Genomic DNA, 18,426 nt, shown 5'->3' with positions numbered 1-18,426 from the left:
CACCTCCATCGAAAAGGAACGAACAATGCAGTTCTCCGCAAACCTGTCCATCATGTTCACCGAGGTGCCATTCCTCGAGCGGTTCACCGCCGCGAAGTCCGCCGGGTTCGACGACGTCGAGTGCTGGTGGCCGTTCGCCACGCCGGTCCCCGAGGAGGCGGAGTTCCAGGCCTTCCTCGCTGCGATCGAGCGGGCGGAGGTCTCGCTCCGGGCGATCAACCTGTACGCCGGCGACATGCCCTCCGGTGACCGCGGCGTCCTCTCGCACCCCGGCGCGGAGCATGTACTCGCCGACAACACCGCGATCGTCGCCCGTATCGCCGAAGCGACGGGCTGCCGCACGGTCAACGCCCTCTACGGCGTCAGGCCCGACGGGGTGTCGGACGACGCCTTGCGCGAGACCGCCGTCGGCAACCTGCAGCGGATCGTCGCCGTCCTCGCGCCGCTCGGGGTCACGGTCGTCCTCGAACCCTTGACGAACGGCGAGAACGGCTCCTACCCGCTGTCGACGGTCGACGACGCCTTCGACGTGCTCGACCGCGTGGACCACCCGGCCGTCCGGCTCCTGTTCGACGCGTACCATCTGCACAACAACGGCACCGATGTCGTCCACGATGTCGTGACCTACATCGATCGCATCGGCCACGTCCAGCTCGCGGACAGCCCTGGGCGTGGCGAGCCCGGTTCCGGGACGATCGACTTCGCCGCGTTCTTCGAGGCGCTGACACGGAGCGGGTACGACGGCTTCATCGGATGTGAGTACCGGCCGTCGACCACGACCGCGGAGAGCCTCGGCTGGCTCGCGGAGCTGTCGCGGAACGGTCAGGTTGCGTCGAACCGGTCCGGCGCGTAGATCCGGTCAGCAGTGCCCTGGAAGATCGCCGACTGCTCCCGCGCCGACAACGTCTCCGCGCTCTCGAGGTAGGCGTCGAGGAGCCCGGCGTAGTCGGTGAACATCCCGTCGACGGGGAAGTTGCTCCCGAACATCACCCGATCAGCACCGAACAGTTCCACCAGGGTGAGCAGCGGCTCCCGGACGAGTCCGGTGGACCACGATGTACCGGCGACGCACAGCCCGGAGGCTTTCACGACGACGTTGGCGTGGGCGGCGAGGCCGGCCATCGCCTCACGCCATCCGGCGACGGTGTCGGGTTCGCGATCGAGCAGCACTCCTGCGTGGTTGACGACGATGGTCGTCTCAGACACGTCGGCGGCGAGGTCCGAAGCCTCATGGAGGTTCCACCACGGTGTCTGCAGTTCGAAGTGCAACCCGTGCCTGGCGAGCGCCGCGTACCCGCGTCGCCAAGCAGGGTCGCTCATGAGGGTCCGTCCACCGACCCTCGCCTGGGTGACGGTGGCCGGTCCGCCCGGTTTGTGGCGGACACTCCGGACGAGCGGATGCGCGGCCTGCGCTGCGACGACCTCCACCGCGTCCGGAGCGTCGAGCCAAGCCTGCGCCACCATCGCGCCGGGGACGCCGGTCGACGCCGCCAGTCCCTCGACGTACTCCGTCTCCCCCAGTGGGTCGGTCGGGTCCCACTCCGCCTCCATGTACACGCTCGCGACGACGCCGGCCGTGTCACGACGGTAGTCCGCTGGCAGGTAGCTCTGCTTGATCGCGGTGTAGTCGCCGTACCGGTGCGGGACGAGTGTCCCGGGGAGCAGCCACGGATACCGGTTCCGCTCGAGGTCCCACACATGGTGATGGGCGTCGATGACGGGACCGGAGTAGCGGACGCCTCCGGCGCCCTCAGGCTCAGGCACGGGACGTCCCCGACGGTGCACCCTTCGCAACGCCGGAGAAGTTGATCATGAGCGATGCGGCGAGGTACACGGCGGCTGCGATCGCGAGGAAGATCAGCACCGCGGTGTAGCCGCCGGTGACGTCGAGCAGGACACCTGCGACGATCGGCACGACGATGCCGGCGGACGTCCCGGCGAAGTTCATGATCCCGCCGACGAGTCCGACCTTCTCCTTCTTGGCCAACATGGCCGGGATCGTCCAGTAGAGACCGCCGAACAGGTTGAAGAAGACACCGATGCAGAGCAGCGTGACCGCGAGAGCGGCGTCGGTGACGAACGGGAGCGAGATCAACGCGACGAGGCTGAGTGCGCCAGACCCGCCGAACAACAGCTTGAACGACCGGTTCCGACTGAAGACCCGCTGGAGCCGGTCCGCGAGGAACCCGCTGAGGATCTCACCGAGGGCGCCGCAGAAGAAGATGAGGAACGTCGCGAACCCCATCGCCTGCAGATCGAGCCCCCGCGCGTTGCTCAGGTAGCTGGGTCCCCAGGTCACGAGTCCCCAGAACACCATCGCCCAGCCGAAGCGGCCGACGACCATCGCGGTCGTGTTGGCCCGGGTGACGCCGGGCTTCTCCTCTTCGGGACCACCGGCGACCGTGATGAGCTCCACCTCGGCGCGGTTCACGAGCCGGTGCTCGTTCGGGAGGTTGCGGATGTACAGGTACACACAGAACCCGATGACGACGGTGGAGACGCCGATGATGATGAACGACCATCGCCACGAGCCGGTGGCGGTGATGAGCCAGGCGACCAGTAGACCACCGAACGCCGCACCGAGTGGTGCTCCGGAGTCGATGAGGGTGACGCCGGTCGCGCGACGCTTGGGCGGCATCCAGTTGGAGACGAGCTTGGACGCCGCCGGCATGTACGGCGCCTCGAAGGCCCCGAGTCCGAGGCGGGCGAGGATCAGCATGACCCCGTTCACGGCGAGCCCGGCGAATGCGGTGAACGTGCCCCACACGGCCGAGGCGATGCCGATGATCCGACGCGGACCGAAGCGGTCCGCCGCGAGTCCGCCCGGGATCTGCATGAGGCAGTAGGTCCAGAAGAACGCGCTCAGGATGACGCCCTGCATCGTGGGAGTGAGTTCGAATTCGCCGACGATGCTGGGCATCGCGACGCCGAGGGAACTCCGGTCGATCGAGTTGATCGTGTAGAAGAGGAAGAGCACGACGACGACGCTCCACCGGATGTTCGTCGCCCTCCCCCCACTCGGACGCTGGGCGGATCCGGGCGCGGTTCGCTGGTTGCCGGCGGTCATGGACGGTCTCCTTCGACGGTGACGAGCTTCGGCATCTGGGCGTCGCCGCGGCGTGCCGAGCGGACGGTGAGGACGAGGACCGCCCCGAGCACCATGAAGCCGGCCGAGACGATCAGGGCGATGTTCGGGCTCCCCGTGGCGTCACGGACGAATCCGATCAGGTACGGGGCGGCGAAACCCGCCAGGTTGCCGGTGGAGTTGATGAGGGCGATGCCACCCGCGAGCGCCGTCCCGGTGAGCATGGCCGTCTGGAAGCTCCAGAAGATGGCCGGGATCGCGAGGGCGCCGGCATTGGCGAGGCTCAGGCCGATGATGCCGAGGACTGGGTTCGGACCGGCGATCACGCAGATCGCGAAGCCGAGGAAGCTCAAACCGAAGGCCGCAGCGATGTGCTTCTTACGTTCCTGATGCCGGTCGGAGCTGAACCCGAAGACGACCATCGCGACCATCGCGGCGAGGCTGGGGATGGCGGAGATGAAGCCGATCTGGAGCGTGCCCTCGACGCCGAGCCCCTGGATGAGGCTGGGCAGCCAGAAGCTGATGCCGTACAGCGCGAAGTTGTAGGAGAAGTAGATCAGCGCGAGCAGCCAGATGATCGGGCTGCGGAACACGTCACGGAGTGGGGTGTGACCTGCGGGCGGACGCTCCGCCTCGAGCATCTCGCTCAACCGGGCCTTCTCCGCATCGGAGAGCCACGGGGCGGTGCGGTGGTCCTCGCGGAGGAACTTCAGGATGACGAAGCCCAGGATGACCGTCGGAACCGCCTCGATGATGAACAGCCACTGCCAGCCTTGCAGGCCGAGAGACAGGTGCGTCGCGTTCAGCACGATGCCCGACAGGGGCCCGCCGACCACACCGGAGAAGGCGAGGGCCAGGTAGAACACGCCCCAGGCCCGGCCGCGCCGGCTCGCCGGGAACCACTGCGCCATGTAGAACAGGACCCCGGGGATGAAGCCTGCCTCGGCGACGCCCAGGAGGAATCGCATGAGGTAGAACATCCACTCGGAGTCGACGAGGAACATGAGCCCCGAGATGATGCCCCAGGTGATCATGATGCGCGCGATCCACACACGCGCGCCGACCTTCGCGAGGATGAGGTTGGACGGGATCTCGAAGATGAAGTAGCCGATGAAGAACACTCCGGCACCGAGTCCGTACACCGCGTCGGAGAACCCGAGGTCAGAGGACATCTCGAGCTTCGCGAAACCGACGTTGACCCGGTCGAGGTAGGAGAGGAAGAAGCCCGCCATGACCAGCGGGAGGATTCGGGTTGCGATCTTGCGGAACAGTTTGTCGTCGTTGACGCCCATGGATGGTCCTTCGAGTGGCTGTGGGTCGGGTGTGGGTGGTGTGGTTCAGTCGCGGAGCTCGACGCGGTAGACCCGCGCAGCAGTCCGGGCGAAGAGTTGGTCGAGCTCGTCCGCGGTCGCGTCGGGCAGCCCTCCGAGGACGGTGTCGACGACCTCGCCGAAGCTCGGTGCGGTCAGGGTGGCGACAGGCAGGTTCGACGCGAACATCGAGCGGTCGAAGCCGAACACGTCGACGGTCTCGGCGACGACGCGCTCGTTGGAGGCACGTTCCCAGCGGTTGCGAGGAAGTCCGAGCTCCGACACCTTGACGGTCGTGTTGGGCAGGGCTGCGAGTGCCCGCATCCCCCGGCGCCAGACGTCGAGCCCGTCCTCGGACCGGTCCAATGGGAGACCGCAGTGGTTGATCACCACGGGGATGCCCGGCAGTCCGCGGACGACCACGGCCGCCTCCTCGAGGTGCCAGAAGGGTACGCGAAGGTCCCAGGAGAAGCCGTACCTCTCGAGTGCGGCGAGGCCTGCGAGCCACGCGGGGTCCTGCATGGAGCCCGGTGCGCCGGCGATCGACGCGGCTGCTGCGGCGGTGGAGGACGTCACCGGCTTCGAACGGATGCCTCGGATGAACCCGATCTCGGCGTGCTCGGCGAGAACCCCGTCGAGGTCCGGACGTGCGAGCGACGCATGCGCGACGGCGGCGGCCGGGAACCTCGGGTCGGCACGGTGCAGGCCGTCGAGGAAGCGGCTCTCATCGACCTCCTGATCGCGTGAGCGTTCCGCCTCCACGTGCACGGTTCCGACGACGCGATAGCCCGCGGTCGCCTCCCGATACTGCGCCGGTAGGAAGGTGTGCAGCATCCCCGTGTAGTCGCCGAGGAAGAACCGGTCGTTGTACTCGCCCTGGAGCCACGGGTAGTAGCCCGGACCGTCGAAGTCCCAGAAGTGGTGGTGCGCGTCGAGGATCCGGACCCCGTGCGGGTCGACGGGTGTCATGCGCCGAGCTCCCGGCCCACGGCGAAGGCGTCCCACAGTCGCGGGTCGAATCCATCGATGTCCTGCACGGTGATGAGCTCACCGGCGACGACCGGTCGGGCGAGCGTGGCACGGTCGAGGAGGTAGAACGGAGCGACGTCCGGCGCGGTGTCGACCGTCGCCCGGAGGACGGGGGCGACGCCGTCGATCTCGTGGTGGTGCCCGGCGACGCGGAGCTCGGTTCCGATCGGGAGGTCGTGTTCGGCCCGTCCGACGAGAGTCGAAAACTGCCGGGGCTCGGCCGGCACATGGTGTTCGGAGACCGCTTCGAGGACGGAGCGGGGCGTCTCGACACCCATCAGGTGGTACGGGGAGAAGATGCAGGCGTACCGACCGTCGCGACTCACCACGTGCCCCTTCTCGCGGAGCATCTGCCAGGTGGCGGTGTCGCCGGTCTCCACGATGACGAACTCACCCCCGGCGAAGCTGGCCTCGCCAGGGAGACGGAGCATGCTGAAGACGTCGGCGGCACCGGGCGCGTTGAGCAGTCCCCCATGCTCGCGGAGTGCGTAGATGTCGGCCAGTTCGTCCGGCCGTGCCACCGGGTAGTGCAGGGTCTCCACGTCGGGGAGGTGACCGGAGTACTGGGAGACGACGGCCATCTCGCAGTAGTCCGCTGCGGCGGCCCGCTTGAACCCGGAGACCGCCGTGGTGCGGGCGTCGAGCGTCTCGATCCGGTCGTCGCCGAGGGTCAGGAGCTCGGCGACCTCCGGGGCGTGGAGTTCCTCGTGCAGCTGACGCACGACACCGGTCGAGGGGTCGAAGACGAGGTCGTACTCGCTGGACTTGCCGACCGCGACGACCGGCAGGCCGACGGCGCTCACCCAGTCGAGCAGCGAGAGCAGGTTCGCAGGCTGGTCCCCCATCCCAGGGAGGTAGGCGACACCGGCGTGCTTCGCCCGGTCTGCGAGATACACCCCGGACAGGCTCTCGACCTCCTTGCTCACCATGACGACATGGCGGCCCTGGTCGATCGCACGCTCGGCGAAGGTGAAGCCCGCACGGGTGCTGCCCGTCGCCTCGACGAGGACGTCGTACGCTTCCGGGTCGAGCAGTTCGATGTCGTCGACCAGCGCGATGCGTCCCGCCGCGACCGCAGTGGACACAGCGCTCGCATCTCCGCAGACCGACCAGGAGTCGTCCGGGTACCCGAGGTCGCTCAGCAGCGCGGACGCCGCTCCGAGGTCCAGGTCCACGAGGACCGAGGCGCGCATGGTGTCCAGGCGCTTGAGCTGCGCGAGGAAGGTCCGGCCGAACCCGCCGCTCGCGCCGGTGATGGCGACCGCGATCGGTCCGTCGGCGGTCGTCGCGATGATGGAAGCTGCTGGGTTGGACATCGTGTGTCGGGTTCCTCTCTGAACGACGGGGCGCGAACGTCACGCTTCACATCGATTCACACAAACTACGATTGATTTATACTATTGTCAATTATCAACACAGATATTCACACAACGGCTGGCAGCATGAGAGGCATCGGATGAGTCACCTGGGCGGGATAGCCGACGACTTCACGGGAGCGACCGACCTCGCGACCAATCTCGCAGGTCGGGGGTTCGACGTCGTCGTCGTGACCGAGACCGGTCTCGACGCCATCGAACAGGACCCAGGCGTGCGCGCACGGTTGAGCGGGTACGAAGCGGTGGTGGTGGCACTCAAGACACGTACCGCGCCGGTGCCTGCGGCGGTGGACGCCTCACTGCGAGCGCTCGACGCGCTGCGAGCGCTCGGCACCGAGCGTATCTACGACAAGTACTGCTCGACCTTCGACTCCACCGACGAGGGGAACATCGGACCGGTCCTCGATGCGCTCACCGAGGCACTGGGCGTTGAGCGGACCGTCGTCGTCCCGTCCTTCCCCGACAACGGCCGCACCGTCCGCGGCGGCATCCTGTCGGTGCACGGGGTCCGGCTCGAGGACTCGTCCATGCGGACGCATCCGCTCACCCCGATGACGCGGTCCCGTGTCGCCGGCCTCCTGCGCCCACAGAGCATCCGGTCGGTCGGAGAGATCCATACCGACACCGTCGACGCCGGTGTGGCGGCGTTGAGGGAGGCGATCGCTGCGGTCGACGCCGACTACCTCGTCGTCGACGCCACGTCGGATCAGCACCTCGCGACGATCGTCGAGGCGACCGGCGACGCACCACTCGTCTCCGGCGGGTCCGGTCTCGCCCTCGGTCTCACTCCGCGCACACCGCGTTCGGCCACACCGATGACCGTGACGGCAGGCCGTCGGATCGTGCTCGCCGGGAGCGCGTCGAGCGCGACCCAGGGGCAGGTCAGGCACGCCAAGGAGCGCATGCCGCATCGGCAGGTCGACGTGCGCGCGCTCGCCACCGACCTTGACGGTGAACTCGACGCGATCGCCACGTGGGCGACGCAGCAGCCGGAGGACGGTCCGGTGCTCGTCTACGCGGTGGCGGAGCCTTCCGACCTGATCGCCTCCGTCGACGCCGCAGCAGCGGTCGAACGCCTGCTGTCCGCGCTGGCCGCGCGGCTGAGCGGCGCAGACGCAGGGTTCACCAGGTTCGTGGTGGCCGGCGGGGAGACCTCCGGGGCTGTGGTGTCGGCCCTCGGCCTGGACGAACTCGTCATCGGTCCCCGCATCGCCGCGGGAGTCTGCTGGGCGTCGGGTACGACTGACCGGGCCGGCACCGGCATCCCGGTCAACGTCGCGCTGAAGTCGGGGAACTTCGGCACCGAGGATCTCTTCTCCACCGCTTGGAAGGAACTGCACGCATGAGTCTCGATCTCGACACCACGGTGTCCATCACCCGGGCGAGCCTCGCATCCGACCTCGTCGCGGCCGGGGTCACGGTCGTCGCTGCGGGCCTCAGCCCGGGGAGTAGCGGCAATCTCAGCGTCCGCGCGACGGACGGCACGATCCTCATCACGCCTGGGGGTGCGGTCCTCGGGTCGCTCGACGCAGAACGTCTCGCCGTCCTCGACGCCGACGGCGAATGGATCGGAGGCGACAAGCCCTCCAAGGAGGCCGCGCTGCACCTCGCGCTCTATCGCAAGAACCCCGAGCACCGCGCAATCGTGCATGTCCACTCGCCCCAGGCGGTCGCCGCCTCGTGTCTGGAACCTTGGGCGCCGAACAGCGCCTTGCCACCGATCACGCCCTATTTCGTCATGCGGGCAGGTCAGACGCCGCTGGTCCCCTACCGTGCCCCGGGCTCGCCGGAGCTCGGCGAGCTGTTGTCCGGCCTGTCGTTCCCCTTCCACGCCGCACTGCTCCAGAACCACGGTCAGCTCACGAGTGGACGGAACCTCGCCGACGCGATCGATGCCGCGGTCGAGGTCGAGGAAGCCTCCCGCATCACCCTGATCACCACCGGCAAGGAGCGTCGTCTGTTGGACGAACGCGAGATCGCGGACCTCACCGAGCGGTACGGATCGTCTTGGACTCCCGTCAACCGATAACGTGGACCGCACGCCGACGGATGACGAGGAGACGATGACCACCGACACCGGAGACCTCGCCCATCTCATCCCCGAGCAGCGACGCGAGCTCATCGTCAAGCACCTGCGACGCGAGCAGGTCCTGAGCTTCCCCCAGCTGGCGAGCCTGCTGGAGGTCAGCCACATGACCATCCGACGCGACATCGCGGCACTCGAGGAGGAGGGCCGCGCGCTCTCCGTCCCGGGTGGCGCGAAGATCGCCAGTCGTCTCCTCGCTGAGCCGAGCCACGCCGAGAAGGCGCTGGTCGACGCCGGCGAGAAGAGCGCGATGGCCGCGGCGGCCGCGGAACTCGTGACCGACGGGTCGACGATCTATCTCGACGCCGGCACGACGATGCTCGCGATGGTGCCGCATCTCGCGGTGCGCCGGGATCTGACCGTCGTGACCAACGACTTCGCGATCGTGCGCGAACTCATCGACCACCCGTCCATCGAACTCATCAGCATCGGCGGTCGCGTCGACCTCGCGAACCAGTCCACCGTCGGGCGTCTCGCTGCGGAGATGATCCGTCAGCTTGCCGTGGACGTCGCCTTCGTCTCCACGAGCTCATGGGATCTGAAGCGCGGGCTGACCACCCCCGCAGAGTCCAAGGTCGAGGTGAAGCAAGCTGCCATGTCGATCTCCTCTGAGAACGTCCTCGTCGCCGGAAGCTCCAAGTACGGCTCCTTCGCGAAGTACAAGGTCGTCGACCTCGCCCGGTTCGATCTCATCGTCACTGACGCGGGACTCAGCCAGAACGTCGCCTCGGGCATCCAATCGCTCGGGGTGACGGTCCGACGCGTCGACTGAGCACGTCACTCCGACAGGACGTCGGGCATGGTCCACACGGTGGACTCCCCCGGGACCGCACCGGCCTGGATGGCGCCCAGGACGACGGCGTCGTGCTCCGCCTCGAGCGGGAACGGCTCGGTCCCGAAGTTCGTCACGACCTGCCAACCGTTCGGTCGCGCGAATCGGACGACGTCCGTCCGCCCCGTCTCGACCCACTCGAGGTGCTCCCCGGTCTGGAGCAGCCTTCGCAGTCGGAGTGCCTCGCGGTAGAGCGAGAGCGTCGAGGTCGGATCCGCAGCCTCCACGTCGACCGCGTACTCGGCGAACCACGCCGGTTGCGGCAGGTGCGCGACCGCACCCCCGAAGCCGAAGGCCGGTCCGTCCGCCGACCACGGCAGCGGCACGCGGCAACCGTCGCGCCCCAGCCCGTCGTACTCGCCGCCGCGGAAGAACGCGGGGTCCTGACGCTGCTCCGCCGTGATCGCGGCGACCTCCTGCAGGCCGAGCTCCTCGCCCTGGTAGAGGTAGGTGCTGCCGGGAAGCCCGAGGAGCAGGAGCGTCGCCGCTCGCGCGCGTCTGAGCCCCCGGTCGCGATCGATGTCGGTCTGGGGACCACCCGCCGCGACCCACTCGGTGCCCTGCTTCACCGGTCGCCCGGCCAGGGGTGGGAGTCCGTACCGCGTGGCGTGACGGGTCACATCGTGGTTGGACAGCACCCACGTCGTCGACGACCCCGTCTCCGCCGCCTGTGCCAGGTTGTCGGTGATGACCGTGCGGAACTCGGCTGCATCGAAGTCCGCCTCGAGCAGGTCGAAGTTGAAGGCCTGGCCGAGCCCCTCCGCCGATGCGTACTTGGCCCGACGCTCCGGCGAACTCACCCACGCTTCGGCGACCGCGGTGCGCGGCGGGTCGTACTCCTCGAACACCCGCCGCCATTCGGCGTACACCTCGTGCACGTCGTCACGGTCGAGGAGCGGATGGTTGCCGTCCTGCGGCATCTGCTCCAGTTCAGCTCGACTCGGCAGTGGTTCGGTGAGGTCCTTCGTGAGCATGTGCGCGACGTCGATCCGGAAGCCGTCCACGCCCCGATCCGACCAGAACCGCAACGTCTTCAGGAAGTCGGCGCGGACCTCGGGGTGGTCCCAGTTGAGGTCCGGCTGCTCGGTGGCGAAGTTGTGGAAGTACCACTGGCCGTCCTCGACCCGCTCCCAGGCGGGGCCACCGAAGACCGACTCCCAGTCGGTGGGCGGTTCCTCCCCCGATGCTCCCTTCCCCTCGCGGAAGACGTACCGGTCGCGAGCCGCCGACGCGCGGCCGGCGGCGAGCGCCTCCTGGAACCACTCGTGCAGATCCGAGGTGTGGTTCGGCACGATGTCGACGATGACCCGGATACCGCGCTCGTGCAGGGCAGCGATCAGCTCGTCGAAGTCCTCCAGCGTGCCGAGCCGCGGGTCGACGTCGCGGTAGTCCGCGACGTCGTACCCGCCGTCGGCCAGCGCCGAGGGGTAGAACGGACTGAGCCAGACCGCGTCGATCCCGAGCTCGGCGAGGTAGTCGACCCGGGAACGGATGCCCGGCAGGTCGCCGAGACCGTCCCCGTCCGCGTCGGCGAAGCTCCGCGGGTAGATCTGGTACACGGCGGCCTGACGCCACCAGGTGGCGGCGGCCGTCCGCCGGGCGTCGGCGGACTCAGTGTCGGTGTCGGTGTCGGTGTCGACGAGTAGTGCGTCGGTCATGACGGCGTGGTCCTCGGTCTCTCTGGTGGTGGATGGATCTGGTGTCAGTCCGTCTGACGGGTCACCCCTTGACGGCACCCTGGGTGACGCCCGACATCACCCAACGCTGTGCGAACAGGTAGGCGATGATCGCGGGGGCCATCGCCATCAGGTACGAGGCGAAGGCGACGTTGTAGTTGCTGCTGAACTGGGTCTGGAAGAGGTTCTGCCGCACCGGGAGGGTCTGGAGTCCCGCGTCCGAGATGATCAGCGACGGCATCATGAAGTCGTTCCAGGCGTAGAGGAACGCGAAGATGCCGACCGTGGCGCTCATGGGAGCCAGGAGCGGGAAGATCAGTCTCCAGAACGTCTGCCAGGTGCTCGCACCGTCGATGCGCGCACTCTCCTCGAGTTCGATCGGGATCGATCGCAGGAACGCCGTGAACAGCAGCACGCTGAAGCTCAGCTGGAACATCGTGGCGAGGATGATCACGCCGAACGGGTTGTCGAGTCCGACACGACCGGTCAGCTGGATCTGCGGCAGTGCAACGACCGGGAACGGGATGAACATCGCGGCGAGCAGGTAGAAGAACGAGAACCGGAACAGTCGGCGATCCCAGTTGCGCACGATGGCGTACGCGGCGAAGGAGGCCAGGATGATGGTCGCGACCACGGTCCCTGCGGTGACGAGGAGCGACATCGCGAAGCCGACCGGGAACTTCGTGAGGGTCCACGCCTGGACGAAGCCGTCGATGCTGAACGGCGCCGGAAGCGAGAAGGCGTTGCCGTCGACCGACTGGGTGTCGGTCTTGAACGCCATCGAGATCGTCACGTAGAGCGGCAGCAGGACGGTCACGGCGCAGAGCAGCAGGATGATCGTCGTCGACCAGCTCACCCGCTCTCCCCTCGTCCGCTGTTTCGGGGTGGCGTTCGCCGTGGTGATGGACTGGGTGCTGAGCACGGTTGGCGTGGCCATCAGAGTGCGTTCCTTCCGCGCGTCGCCGAGAGTTGCACGAGGGCGATGATGATCGTGATGATGAAGAACAGGGTGGCTGTGGCCATCTGGTAGGCGTAGTCACCCGTCTGGAACCCGCGGATGATCGTCATCGAGATGCTCCGCGTGGAGGTGCCCGGGCCACCGTTGGTCAGGCCGACGATGATGTCGTAGGCGTTCAGGTAGTTCTTGAAGCCGAGGATCACGTTGATCACGACGTATCCCATGACCAGCGGCAGGGTGATCCGCAGCAGCTGCTGGCGCTTGTTCGCGCCGTCGAGCGACGCTGCCTCGTAGACGTCACCGGGGACCGCGAGGAGGCCAGCGATGTAGATGAGCAGCGTGCCCGGGATCGACTGCCAGGCCGTCACGATCACGATGCCGAGCCAGGCCAGGTCCGGGTTGGAGAGGATGCTCGTCTCGAGGAACGGGATCCCGAGCGCCGAGCCGGCGGCCGGTACCGAGTTCATGAAGAGGAACTGGAACACGTAGGCGATGATGATGCCCGAGATGACCATCGGGATGACGAAGATCCCGCGGAGCCCCATCTTGAAGAGGATCTTCGCGGTCAGGCCGACCGCGAGCAGGAACGCAATGACGTTCACCGCGATGACCGTCACGAGCGAGAATCCGAAGGTGAAGAGGAAGCTCGTGAGGATGGCAGGGTCGCTGAACGCGGCGATGTAGTTCGTGAAACCGATGAACTCCCAGTCGCCGATCCCGATGGAGTCGGTGAAGCTGAAGAAGATGCCGACGACGCCGGGGAGCGTGATCGCGAGCGTGAACAGGATGACGGCCGGGAAGAGGAAGAAGTAGTAGATCGGTTCGACCCGTTTGGTGCTGCGTCGGACCTTCGGGTCTCCCCCGGTCACGATCGATGTGGTGGCGCTCATTCGGAACCCTCCTTGCTCGTGACGGGCGGCTGTCGGAACGCGAGTCGTGCCCAGTCCGCGTCCATGGTGCGGAGCATCGACGCCGCGTTGGTGCCGAGGACCAGCGACTGCGCGTAGTTCTCGGTCGGGATGGCGCGGGGGTTGAGCACGCCCGGGCCCTGGTAGAACGCGCCAGCGTCGTAGTACGGGATCATGCCCGCGACTCGCGGGTCGTCGGGAGCCTTGCCGTCGTCCGTCGGGACGAACCCGAGCTGCGATTCGTTGTAGGCCTGGATGACCTCCGGCTGGAAGAGGTACTCGAGGAAGTCGCGGGCACCCTCGGGATTCTTCGCCTCTTCGGGGATGATGGTGACGAGGTCGAGGTTGACGCGGACCTTGAGGTCCTTCGGGTCTTCGGTCATCGGCAGCGGGAAGGTCCCGAGGTCGAGATCCGGTGCGGTGAGTGCGATCTGGCTGAACGCCCACGGGCCCTGCAGGTACATGGCGCCCTTGCCCTCGGCGAAGGCGACGTTGCCGGCGTCGTAGGTGCGACTCGGCGCATCAGCCTGCGTGTACTCCTTCGCGAGCAGCTGCATCTTCTCGATGGGCTCCAGGAAGTCCTTCTCGAAGGAGACCGGAGCATCCGGTCCCACCTCGGTGCCTTCCTCCGCGAGCCGGTCGTAGAAGTCCGGGATGTCGACGGCGCCACCGACCGAGTAGTCGAACCAGCCCTGGTTGGCGGTCCAGGCATCGGCGAACGTCGCGTAGAACGGCGCCACGCCGGCCGCCTTCAGCGTGTCGGAGACGGCGATCAGTTCACTCCACGTCGTCGGCACCTCGAGGCCGTACTCGGCGAAGATCGTCTTGTTGTAGATGACGGAAGCGGCCATCACCGAGTAGGGCAGCGCGCTCGTGCGTCCCTGGCACACGCCGTACTGGTCGAGCAACGGCTGGAGGTCGTCGCGGATGGACGCCGCCGCCGTCGTGTCGGACAGGTCGGAGAGGGCGCACCGTTCGACGAAACGCGACACCTCGTGGTTGTAGTTCGAGAGCATGAGGTCCGGCGGGTTGCCGCGGACGAAGCTCGCCGCGAGTGGATCGGGCCCCGAGGTGTCCATGACGACCTCGTACTGCTGCTGCGAGGCGTTGTAGTCCGCGACGGCCTGGTTCATGAAGGTGAACGCCTCACGCTTGCTGAACGTGAAGTGGATGGTCTCGCGACCATCACTCGAGCAACCGACGAGGACGCTGGCCAGGAGCGCCACACCCGCCACTCCGGCCGTGGCGCGTATCGCGCGTTTCAGTGGGTTCGACATCATTGTCCTTCCGCGGAACCCTCGATGGATCCGCTGACTAAATACAGAGAGTAAATCAACTGATGACGGAAACTCTGCCATCCGTTCGACGTCTGGTCAAGCACCGGTTGCATCACGACATCCAGGGGTCGGACACCGTGATCGTTCACGGTTCTGCGCGCGCTGGAGTGCCTCCCCGGCTCGGCCTCCGCGCGCGGCCTGCGGATCGTGGATATCGTTGTCGGTCATGGAAGCGACGACGACGGAGCGGGCAGCGGAGCCGCGCTCCTCCAGCATCACCGCCGTCCTCGATCACGCCTGGGCGACGTCCGCGTTCACCGCGGCGGACGTCATCTCCGCCACCGGGTTGTCACGATCGACGGCGATCACGCTCTCCGATGAACTCATCGGACTGGGGTGGCTGACGGAACTCGACGACGCACGTCAGGCCGGTGCCGCCTATCGGAAGGGTCGCCCCGCCCGTCGCTACGAGCTGCGCCTCGACGCCGGGATCGTCGTCGGTGTCGACGCCGGAGCCCATTCCATCACCGCCATCGCCGCAGACCTCCGCGGTCGGGAACTCGCGAGGTCGCATCACACCGTCGATCCGGCGGCCACCGCTGAGGCACGGGTCGACGCCGTCGAATCAGCGATCGACGAGGTCGTGCGGCAATGCGGACCGAAGCCGCCGCTCTGTATCGTGCTCGGCGTCCCGGCCCCCATCGACGCGCTCGGGCGGTCACCCGAGGGCAACGTCTTCTGGGATCGGATGAACCCTCGGCTCGGTGAGCGCATCCGCGACCACGGCTGCGCGGTCGTCACCGACAACGATGCCAACCTCGCCGCCGTCGCCGAGGGCGCGATCGGCGCCGGTGTCGGCGTCGACTCCTACATCACGGTCGTCACCGGTGAGCGGCTCGGCGCCGGATACGTCGTCGACGGTCGTCTCGTGCGCGGTCGCGGCCGGGCGGGCGAGCTGCACCTCCTCGACCTCGTCGACGGCGTCGGTTCGTCGCGAGGCATCGCCGCGCTCCTGCGCGACTGGGGTCGTGAGTACCGCGAGAGCGGCGGGCTCCCGGAGAGCAGCCCGCTCAGCCGCATACCGGTCACGCAGGTGGATGCGCAGTCGGTCCTCGTTGCGGCGGACCAGGGCGACACGGTCGCGCTCGACCTGGTGCGCCGGATGGGTGATCGTATCGCGCGGATGAGCGCCGTCCTGGGCGGGTTGCTCGACGTCGAGCGCATCGTGTTCGCCGGCGGGATCGCCCCGTCGATGTCGCAACTGCTCGAGGTCGCGTCGGAGCGCATCCCCCGCTACATGAGCGCGGAACCTCCCCTGCTCGTCGCGTCGGAACTCGGTGCCGACATGGTGGCGCAGGGTGCGGTCGCGACCGCGATCGACGACGTGCGTCGCAACGCACTGCGGATCGACCTCGCCCGACCAGTACGCTGACGTCGTAGCCTGCCGGAAGGAGCACCATGGCCGATGCGATCGTCCTCGTGTCAGGAGGTGCGGCCGTGACCCCGTTCACGGGTCCGGACCATGCCGCCGGCTCCGGCCTCGCCGCCGGGAACACCCTCACCGCACTGAGAGCGCACCTGCTCGGGCGGGATATCCCGGTCTTCACCGCACCGGCACGCCTCGGGGCTGGGGAGGTGCACGAGGACACGGGTTGGCAGGGGTTCGCCGACGTCCCGATCGTGCTGCCCGCCGAGGTGACCGTCAACGCCGTCGGTGGGATCGACGCCGGCGGGACGAGCCTGGCCGCGTTCCTGCGATGGTTGTCCGACGAACACGGCTTCGCGAGCGTCGACCTCGTCGCCCACTCCATGGGCGGTCTCTTCTCTCGTGCCGCGATCCGCGAGTTGCGCGGCTCCGGCCCGTCGATCGGCCGGCTCGTCACCCTCGGCACCCCATGGGAGGGATCACTCCTCGGGGACGTGCTCACCGGCGAGGTCTCGGTCCACGACGCCCACGGCGACGAGGGGACCACGACGATCCTCGAGCGGTCGAGCGGCTATGCCGCCGAGAACTCACAGGGCGCTGCCGACGAGGTCTCACGCCGGTTCCTGCGCGAGTGGAACACGACACAGGCCGGCTTCCTCGATGGCGTCGCCGTCACCGCAATCGGGGCGGGTCACTTCCACACGGCAGCCGAGCCGCGGCAGCTCTGGCCGCACGATGGCCTGGTCGCCCTGCGGAGCGCCCGAGCCGACGATGTCCCGGTCGACGTCCTGCCCCGCGTGGTCCGCCGTTCCTTCGAGGACGACGTCCACAGCATCTTCTTCGCCGACGCCTTCGACCTCCCGTGGGAGCGCGCGCTCACCTGGGATCACGAAGTCTTCGCCGTGGTCGACGAGGCGCTCGCGTCCTGAGTCGACCGTCGCCGTCGCTCCATGACTCCGCATACCGGGTCTGGTCAGCCACGATCATCGGACACGCGCCGTCAGAGGCGCCGAGCCACCCAGACCGTACGAGTGCCGCGGATGTGGAGCTCGGTGAGGCGCCGATGGCTACCGGACAGGTCGGCAACCAGGTCGCGGACCTCGGCGGCGATCTGCTCCGTGAGGGTGGGCGATGCATGGTCGAGCAGTCGCTGCAGCTCGAGCGCCGCATACTCGCCTGCTGCGCCGTCAGCTGGAAGGAGCTGATCGCTGGCCGCCGTCCGCGTCTCGAGCAGGTCGACGCCCGCGGCCCGCAGGGGTCCGGACCAATCGACTCGCAGACCGTCTGCGCCTGCGGCCACGCGAAGGGCGCGCTCCACCGGCTGGAGTGACGGCGGGAGGACGGATGGTGACGCATCCATCTCCATGACGACGAGTACACCGCCCGGTCGAAGACTCCGGAACAGGTTCCTCAACGCGACGGCAGGATCGCGCACCTCGTGCAGTACGTTCGACGACCAGATCAGATCCGCGACACCGGCGTCGAAATCGGGGTCTCCGACGTCGAGGAGCGCGGTGCTGATGCGGTCGCCGAGCTCCCGGTGGTCCGCCCGCTGACGGACGCCGGCGAGCATGTCCGCGTCGAGATCGACACCGAGGACGTGCGCGGCGGAGTACTCCTCCACGAGGGCGAATGCGCCGGCGCCGGTACCGACTCCCACGTCGATGATCCTCGCCACGGAGGCGATATCCGTATGGGACAACGCGACTGCCACGGCCTGCTTGATGAGCTCCTCATGCACGAGCGCGTCCAAGGCGAGGAGCCGTGCGAGCGGGTTGACGTGGTCAGGGGTCGTGTGCTGGTGGGGCATGCTTCGAGTCTAGGATCGCCTTGTCTATAGGACATAGAATCTTGCTTATGAAGCAAGAAGCCGATGTGGACCGCCTCGTCCGCCAGCGCATCAGAGCACTCCGCCACTCCCGCGGCTGGTCCTTGGACACGCTCGCGGAACGCAGCTTTCTGAGTCCGTCGAACCTCAGCCGGATCGAGACGGGGGCCCGGAGAATCGCCCTCGACCAGCTGATCCCCATCGCCCGGGCGTTGGACGCGAGCGTGGATCAGCTCATCGAACCGACGGACGACGCCGACGTCGTGATCCGACCTCGTCAGGTGCACGAGCGCGGGATGACCGTGTGGGCGCTCGCGAACAACCGCGCTCCCAACGGCCTGAGCGTGGCGAAGATGCGCATCACCACGCCAGCACCACCGGCGGAGGAAGCGGGGGTGCATCCCGGTCGGGACTGGTTCACCGTGCTCACCGGCACCGCCGAACTCCGACTCGGCGATCGGCTCATCATCGTCGAAGCAGGCGATGCCGCGGAATTCAGCACGATGATCCCACACGCCATCGGTGCGCATGGCCGGGTCCCCGTCGAAGTCCTCACCATCCTGACCAACGACGGGCAGCACGCCCACCTGCCGGCCTGAGACAGCTCGGTGCGCCAGGTGGGCGCGAGGCCGAGA

The 18,426-nt window shown here is 67.7% G+C and carries 17 protein-coding genes; 7 read left to right on the top strand and 10 right to left on the bottom strand.

The window, feature by feature from the left end:
* Positions 1-25: 25 nt before the first annotated feature.
* Positions 26-853 (top strand): hydroxypyruvate isomerase family protein, encoded by an 828-nt coding sequence (locus tag B9Y95_RS04655; protein ID WP_085510785.1) that lies wholly within the window; start codon positions 26-28, stop codon positions 851-853.
* Here the strand turns inward: B9Y95_RS04655 and B9Y95_RS04650 are convergent.
* Genes B9Y95_RS04650 through B9Y95_RS04630 form a run of 5 tightly spaced genes read right to left on the bottom strand, consistent with a single transcriptional unit; the run spans position 823 to position 6,740 of the window.
* Positions 823-1,764, bottom strand: coding sequence for an amidohydrolase family protein (locus tag B9Y95_RS04650; RefSeq protein ID WP_085511064.1), 942 nt, complete (start codon positions 1,762-1,764; stop codon positions 823-825). The genes B9Y95_RS04655 and B9Y95_RS04650 overlap by 31 nt on opposite strands.
* A complete protein-coding gene (locus B9Y95_RS04645; RefSeq protein ID WP_085510784.1) occupies positions 1,757-3,067 on the bottom strand; it encodes an MFS transporter in 1,311 nt (436 codons plus the stop codon). The genes B9Y95_RS04650 and B9Y95_RS04645 overlap by 8 nt, the downstream gene beginning before the upstream one ends.
* A complete protein-coding gene (locus tag B9Y95_RS04640) occupies positions 3,064-4,377 on the bottom strand; it encodes an MFS transporter (protein WP_085510783.1) in 1,314 nt (437 codons plus the stop codon). The genes B9Y95_RS04645 and B9Y95_RS04640 overlap by 4 nt, the downstream gene beginning before the upstream one ends.
* Before the next feature lie 45 nt (positions 4,378-4,422).
* Positions 4,423-5,364 carry an amidohydrolase family protein gene (locus tag B9Y95_RS04635; protein ID WP_085510782.1) on the bottom strand — a complete coding sequence of 314 codons (942 nt, stop codon included), beginning with the start codon at positions 5,362-5,364 and terminating at the stop codon, positions 4,423-4,425.
* Positions 5,361-6,740: a homoserine dehydrogenase gene (locus B9Y95_RS04630; RefSeq protein ID WP_085510781.1), complete on the bottom strand. Its 1,380-nt coding sequence runs from the start codon at positions 6,738-6,740 to the stop codon at positions 5,361-5,363. Before B9Y95_RS04630 ends, B9Y95_RS04635 begins: the two co-directional genes overlap by 4 nt.
* 140 nt (positions 6,741-6,880) lie before the next feature.
* Here B9Y95_RS04630 and otnK point away from each other — a divergent pair, with 140 nt between their 5' ends.
* Genes otnK through B9Y95_RS04615 form a run of 3 tightly spaced genes read left to right on the top strand, consistent with a single transcriptional unit; the run spans position 6,881 to position 9,658 of the window.
* Complete coding sequence (gene otnK / locus B9Y95_RS04625; protein WP_085510780.1) at positions 6,881-8,146, top strand: 3-oxo-tetronate kinase; 1,266 nt, start codon at positions 6,881-6,883, stop codon at positions 8,144-8,146.
* Positions 8,143-8,829 (top strand): class II aldolase/adducin family protein, encoded by a 687-nt coding sequence (locus B9Y95_RS04620; protein WP_085510779.1) that lies wholly within the window; start codon positions 8,143-8,145, stop codon positions 8,827-8,829. Before otnK ends, B9Y95_RS04620 begins: the two co-directional genes overlap by 4 nt.
* A 34-nt stretch (positions 8,830-8,863) precedes the next feature.
* Positions 8,864-9,658: a DeoR/GlpR family DNA-binding transcription regulator gene (locus B9Y95_RS04615; RefSeq protein ID WP_085511063.1), complete on the top strand. Its 795-nt coding sequence runs from the start codon at positions 8,864-8,866 to the stop codon at positions 9,656-9,658.
* A gap of 5 nt (positions 9,659-9,663) precedes the next feature.
* Here B9Y95_RS04615 and B9Y95_RS04610 read toward each other — a convergent pair whose 3' ends face one another.
* From B9Y95_RS04610 to B9Y95_RS04595, 4 genes are all read right to left on the bottom strand, one after another.
* The gene (locus B9Y95_RS04610) at positions 9,664-11,376 is read right to left on the bottom strand and encodes a glycoside hydrolase family 13 protein (protein WP_085510778.1); all 1,713 of its coding nucleotides are present in this window, start codon (positions 11,374-11,376) and stop codon (positions 9,664-9,666) included.
* A gap of 61 nt (positions 11,377-11,437) precedes the next feature.
* Entirely contained in the window at positions 11,438-12,331 is an 894-nt protein-coding gene (locus tag B9Y95_RS04605; protein ID WP_085510777.1) for a carbohydrate ABC transporter permease, read from the bottom strand.
* Positions 12,331-13,242 (bottom strand): carbohydrate ABC transporter permease, encoded by a 912-nt coding sequence (locus B9Y95_RS04600; protein WP_085510776.1) that lies wholly within the window; start codon positions 13,240-13,242, stop codon positions 12,331-12,333. Before B9Y95_RS04600 ends, B9Y95_RS04605 begins: the two co-directional genes overlap by 1 nt.
* Positions 13,239-14,537 (bottom strand): ABC transporter substrate-binding protein, encoded by a 1,299-nt coding sequence (locus B9Y95_RS04595; RefSeq protein WP_085511062.1) that lies wholly within the window; start codon positions 14,535-14,537, stop codon positions 13,239-13,241. The genes B9Y95_RS04600 and B9Y95_RS04595 overlap by 4 nt, the downstream gene beginning before the upstream one ends.
* Before the next feature lie 226 nt (positions 14,538-14,763).
* Between B9Y95_RS04595 and B9Y95_RS04590 the strand changes: the two genes are divergently transcribed.
* Both B9Y95_RS04590 and B9Y95_RS04585 read left to right on the top strand, forming a co-directional pair.
* Complete coding sequence (locus B9Y95_RS04590) at positions 14,764-15,969, top strand: ROK family protein (RefSeq protein WP_085510775.1); 1,206 nt, start codon at positions 14,764-14,766, stop codon at positions 15,967-15,969.
* Between the two features lie 26 nt (positions 15,970-15,995).
* Entirely contained in the window at positions 15,996-16,892 is an 897-nt protein-coding gene (locus B9Y95_RS04585) for an esterase/lipase family protein (protein ID WP_085510774.1), read from the top strand.
* 71 nt (positions 16,893-16,963) lie between these two features.
* On the opposite strand, the gene B9Y95_RS04580 is transcribed toward B9Y95_RS04585, so the two are convergent.
* On the bottom strand, positions 16,964-17,773 hold the full coding sequence (locus B9Y95_RS04580) for a class I SAM-dependent methyltransferase (protein WP_085510773.1): 810 nt from the start codon (positions 17,771-17,773) through the stop codon (positions 16,964-16,966).
* Between the two features lie 47 nt (positions 17,774-17,820).
* Here B9Y95_RS04580 and B9Y95_RS04575 point away from each other — a divergent pair, with 47 nt between their 5' ends.
* Entirely contained in the window at positions 17,821-18,390 is a 570-nt protein-coding gene (locus B9Y95_RS04575; RefSeq protein ID WP_085510772.1) for a helix-turn-helix domain-containing protein, read from the top strand.
* Positions 18,391-18,426: the final 36 nt, after the last annotated feature.

It is taken from the genome of Plantibacter flavus, from assembly GCF_900177615.1.
In the GTDB taxonomy this organism is placed as follows: Bacteria; Actinomycetota; Actinomycetes; order Actinomycetales; family Microbacteriaceae; genus Plantibacter; species Plantibacter flavus.
Note: the sequence above shows the minus strand (reverse complement) of the source record. Positions and strands in the feature narration are given on the sequence as shown.